The sequence below is a fragment of the Streptococcus loxodontisalivarius genome, from assembly GCF_016908645.1.
In the GTDB taxonomy this organism is placed as follows: Bacteria; Bacillota; Bacilli; order Lactobacillales; family Streptococcaceae; genus Streptococcus; species Streptococcus loxodontisalivarius.
This window is the reverse complement of the sequence record NZ_JAFBEH010000075.1, coordinates 1-5,069: the sequence shown is the minus strand read 5'-3', so window position 1 is coordinate 5,069 and position 5,069 is coordinate 1. Positions and strand designations below refer to the sequence as shown.

At 37.5% G+C, this 5,069-nt stretch carries 5 protein-coding genes; 4 read left to right on the top strand and 1 reads right to left on the bottom strand.

Annotated features, from left to right (window positions below):
- The 4 genes from JOC28_RS10275 to JOC28_RS10260 form a co-directional block, all read left to right on the top strand.
- Positions 1-184 (top strand): hypothetical protein (locus tag JOC28_RS10275; protein WP_205010596.1); only part of this gene is annotated, 184 nt, incomplete at its 5' end.
- A 335-nt stretch (positions 185-519) separates the two neighbouring features.
- On the top strand, positions 520-783 hold the full coding sequence (locus JOC28_RS10270) for a hypothetical protein (RefSeq protein WP_205010595.1): 264 nt from the start codon (positions 520-522) through the stop codon (positions 781-783).
- A gap of 3 nt (positions 784-786) precedes the next feature.
- Positions 787-2,841: a cation:proton antiporter domain-containing protein gene (locus JOC28_RS10265; protein WP_205010594.1), complete on the top strand. Its 2,055-nt coding sequence runs from the start codon at positions 787-789 to the stop codon at positions 2,839-2,841.
- A gap of 129 nt (positions 2,842-2,970) precedes the next feature.
- Entirely contained in the window at positions 2,971-4,422 is a 1,452-nt protein-coding gene (locus tag JOC28_RS10260) for a P-loop NTPase fold protein (RefSeq protein WP_205010593.1), read from the top strand.
- Here the strand turns inward: JOC28_RS10260 and JOC28_RS10255 are convergent.
- The gene (locus JOC28_RS10255) at positions 4,332-4,823 is read right to left on the bottom strand and encodes a hypothetical protein (protein WP_205010592.1); all 492 of its coding nucleotides are present in this window, start codon (positions 4,821-4,823) and stop codon (positions 4,332-4,334) included. The two genes, JOC28_RS10260 and JOC28_RS10255, sit on opposite strands and share 91 nt — an antisense overlap.
- Positions 4,824-5,069: the final 246 nt, after the last annotated feature.

The following is a 5,069-nucleotide window of genomic DNA, read 5'->3' as shown; positions in this document are numbered from 1 at the left end:
AATTATAAACCATGACATTGGAAAACGAGCATCTCCGACTGCGGAAGTGCTCGTTTTTTTCTATTCTGAAGCTAGTTTTTGCCCAGCCTCTTTTTGTTTTCTTTTAACGGATAGGTCCAATGGTGTGAATGCTGTCTTGTCTCTTCTTCTTGACGTTTGCTTTTCATCTTCTTTTGATGTTTGATGAGCAGGAATAGGGCAAGGAGGAGTAGGGTCCAACTGACTAGGAGGATTCTGAGAGGATGGTTATTGGGATTGTCCTCGTCAGCCAATCGAAATGATATTATTGATAAGCCAAGGACAAGCATACCTAGGCTGGAAATCAGAGATAGGGTCAGTAGTCTGACCTTTCTCTTAGATGTTTTGACAGATTTGACCATAAGAACTCCTTTGGTTCAGTCTACTGATTTTAGCTTAAGCTTTTCTAAAAAAATCCAGCTCTGCCATTTCCCAAAAGAGCGAAAATCAAAAAAATGTGGTAAAATAAAGTTTATTTCATCATACTAGGAGATAGGAAACATGCATGAGAAAGACTTGAAAAAAGTATTGAGCAATCTGCGCCAAAAATACGTAGAACGTCCAGCAGATAGCCAGGAGACGGTTGATCAGGAGACACTGTCTTCTCGAAAAATCGCTAAAATCAAGCAAAAAATGGTTGGTCTGGAGATGGAACGTTGTCAGTTGATGATGGACCGTGCAGACTTGACATCTGTGGATGAGAAGATTGCTAAACAAAAGTCTCTTTATAAGAAGTGTTGTCAAAAGGTAGAATCAAGGGGGTAAAAAGTGGAGCATCTCTTGCTTTATCTAATTGTCTTCCTCTTGTTGCTGGCTTTTTCCAATGTTCTTAATCGACTCTTCACCAGAATTCCTCTACCTCTAGTTCAGGTTGCCTTGGGGATTGGTGTTGGTTTGGTGGCTAGGCATCATCATTTTTCTTTTGATTCAGACCTCTTTTTGGCTCTGGTCATTGGTCCTCTCCTCTTTCGAGAGGCAGCGGAAAGCAATGTCACTAGTATTCTGAAAAACTGGCATCTTATCACTTTTTTGATTTTTCCAGTTGTCTTTATGACCACGCTGGGGATTGGTTTTGTGGGACACAGTATTTTAGGCATTATTCCTTTGGCTGCCTTTCTTGCCATTGGAGCTGCTCTGGGGCCAACTGACTTGGTTGCCTTTGCTTCTTTGTCTGGTCGCTTTGCTTTTCCCAAAAAAGTGGAAAATATCCTTAAGGGAGAAGGGCTTCTCAACGATGCCTCGGGTCTAGTTGCCTTTCAGGTAGCTGTCACTGCCCTATCGACTGGACAGTTCTCGCTGGGTCAAGCCAGTTGGTCGCTTCTCTTGTCCATCATGGGTGGTCTACTAATGGGCTTTTTGACGGCAATTTTGCAGCGCTACGCTCTTCGCGTTCTGTCTGATTTCAAGGTTATTGATATCGCTTCGGTTCTGCTTCTAGAGCTGAGCCTACCTCTGGTTACCTTTTTCTTGGCTGAGGAGATTCATGCCTCTGGCATTATCGCAGTAGTGGTTGCAGGGATAATGAATGCAGCGCGCTTCAAGAAGATTACCCTATTTGCTGCTCAGGTTGATACTGTCACAGAGACAGTCTGGGAAACGGTGACCTTCATTCTCAATGGACTGGTTTTCTTGATTCTTGGGGTAGAATTGGCTCAGTTGTCAGGTCCGATTTTTGCCAGTCCACTTTATGATAATCTGGAACTGATTGGCATTATCATAAGTTTGACAGTTCTTCTTTTTGTTATCAGATGGGCCATGATTTGGTTTTATTTCTTGATTTCCAAGAGACTCTTAACCAAGCCACTGAGAGAATATGCCAATGATATTTTGACCTTGACCTTTTCAGGTGTTAAGGGAACTGTTTCAGTTGCGACGATCTTGCTCTTGCCAACGAATCTGGAAGAAGATGTCTATGCTTTGATTTTGTTTGTGGTGGCAGGGGTGACTCTGGTCAGCTTCCTGACTGGTATTGTGATACTGCCTAGACTAGCTCAGCCTAAGAAAAATCAGGTTGATAATAAGATGCAGATTGCCATCTTGAATGAAGTTCTTCTATTATTGGAAGATGACCTTCAGGAAGCTAGTCAGAAAGCACCAATCTATGCGGCTATCGATAATTATCATGGACGGATTGAGCAGCTGATCCTCAAACAAGAAGATCAGCAGATCCAAAAAGATTTGGCTGATTTGCAGATGTTGGTCCTTTCGATTGAAAGTGATGGTCTGGAAAAGGCCTTTGAAGACGGTCGTATACAGGACAAGGGTTATCACCTTTACCAGCAGTATTTGAGAAATTTGGAACACAATATCAATCGCACAGCTGTTTCTCAGTTGCGTTATAGTTTGATTGTTTTCCTACGTTTCGTGAGACGCTGCTGGCATTATCTGATCTTGATCGGTTTTATTTTCAAGAAGAATGTCAAACCTCGTGATTTTGTTGAGTCTGAGCGTGAGGAGATTATCGATCTCTATCTGGCTAATACAGAAATCATTCTAGAAAGTTTCTTCAACCTCAAATCTGTCTATAATCCGAGTTTGATTGAGTTCTTGCAGGATTCGAGATTGCGTGAGGCTGAGATTATCGGTACAGGGGTCTTTATCGAGCGTGTTATTGCGCGTGCTAAGCCAACCAATATCGATGAAATGCTGCGCGGCTATTATTTGGAGCGTAAGCTGATTTCAGAATACGAAGCGGAAGAACTGATTAGTCACCGCTACGCCAAACGACTCCGCCGTGAGGTTAATGAGTTGGAATCTTATTCCCTCAAAGACAATCTTAATAGCCTACCATACGATGTCATGCGTTATACAAGAAGAACATAGAAAAAGTCTAGGACGGTGTCCTAGACTTTTTGGTTAAGAGTAGTCATAGCTCAAAGTGATTATATTAGGATGTATCTGTTTATGATATAATACTAACTAGGAAAAGTTTAACCATTGGAGGTTTATGACTTGAAAAGTTTTTTGAAGGAAAATTGGAATAATATACTTATTGTTTCATGGACATTATTTTTTATTAATAAAACAATTCATTTATCTAGTATGCTTTTATACTCTATAGGAGTTAGTTGGAACATTACTGTTTTCTATTATAAATTGGTGTTTTATTTACTTTCAATATTGACCGTGGGTACTATATTAATAAAATGTTGCTTAAGTAAAAAAGAAAAAGAGAAGAAATTTGAACTACTTGATAGAGAAAAGTACGGAGAGTATGATAATAAAGATTACCATATTAAGTTGAAGGAGTTCTTAAATGATGAAGGAGACTCTAATAAATACTCTGATTCTCAAAAAAATGTCTTTTGGCTTGATGGTCCTTGGGGAGTTGGGAAGACACGTTTTATTGACACATTTTTTAGTTATGGAAACAATAAGACTAATCATTTGTATAAAATCTCCTGTTTTGGGTTAAAGACAAGGGAAAATTTAGAATCTGAATTGAAAAAAACTATTGAAGAAAAAACAATTATGTCAATACTAAAAAAGATCCCATTAATAGGTGATATTTTTAGTGTAGTAAGTGAAATTTCAGGAATAAATTATATAAAAAGTGGTTCGATTATAATTTTTGATGATATTGAGAGAACTGCATATTATGATGAGAATAGTAGTTCCTCTCTAGAAGAGTTTAATGCAATTTTTAGCTTTATTGATTATATTTCTTCAAAGTTCACAATAAAAGTAGTAGTACTATATAATTCAGAATTGACACCAAAGGATGAATTTTTATGGTCGAAATTTAAAGTAAATAAGTATAAAATGGACATTACACTTGATAAGTTACAATCTGTTTTTGAAAAGAATTTTAGCGAGAAAAAAGATACTGATTCATATAGTTTTTTATATTATTATTATAAATTTCTTATAGTGAGTGATTGCAAGGTGAATTTTAGAGAAATTCATTCAAAATTTGATGTACTAGATAGTGCTCAAGATAAAAAACAGATATCAGATGGGGTTGTTTCGATCTTGAATGAATTGTTAATTGATAGTATTGGATTACGATATAGCATAAATAACAGTTATTACTATACTGATTACGCTTTTTTTAATTCCAGAGTAGACTTTCATTCTATAATTGATCCCAATTCAGTGGAAAATTCTGAAGATTTTATGAACATATTTGAAGTGTTGAGGAATTGGGAAATTAACGATACTAAAGTCTTCAAAAAAATGAAATTAGATTTTAAAGATTATTCGAATAGAATTGTCTATGATGACCTACTACTAGATGATCTGCCACCAGAAGACTTTGAGAGTCAATTTAAACTTTCTGACTTTATTTTTATTGGTTTTGAGTTTTTGCTTTCTTATTTTTCTTTCTTAAAAAATTGGGCAAAGGCTGTTAAGGCAACGAGGGCGATTCCCATAAGGACGCCTTTTCCGAGATTGTTGAGATAGAGTGTCCAAGTGAATTTTTCTTTTGAATAGAGGTCGAGCAGAGTCATAAAGAAGGGAAAGCCTAGGACAAACATATAGAGATAGTAGCTGGAAAGTCGGATAAAGCCAGCTCTGCCATTTTTCGTAAGTCTAAAAGCCTCCTGTTGGAAAATCGTCTGAATCAGATAGACGACCAAAAAGCCTAGAACAAAGAAGATGTAGGTCAGGCAGATGATAAGGACAAATGCTAGTGCCTGGGTCTGCTTGAAGATGTGGTAGGCTACAAGAAGCAAGAGCAAAAGTAGAGATGATCTGAGAAGTTTGGTGAATTTTTTCTGTGCCTGTCTGATTTTACCTTCGTCCAAGGGTTGGCTGTCGGCAAGCAGGTACCAGTTTAAAAATGATTCGAGTATCTTGGTCATAAAACCTCCTAAAGAATTGACTTGTTTTTAGTTTAGCACAAATGCTGGCGCATGGAAATCTTTTTAGATAAATGCTGGTAAGTGAGATCTGTCTGTTTGAGATTTTTTCAAAGGCATTTAGCCCTAAAAAGTGTATAATGGCAGTAATCTTAAAAAACATACTAAGATTAGTAGTGAGGAAATCTCCGACGGGAGAGAGTACTCACTACTTTTTCTTTATGCTAAAGTAGAGGTGTCTTGTTAAGT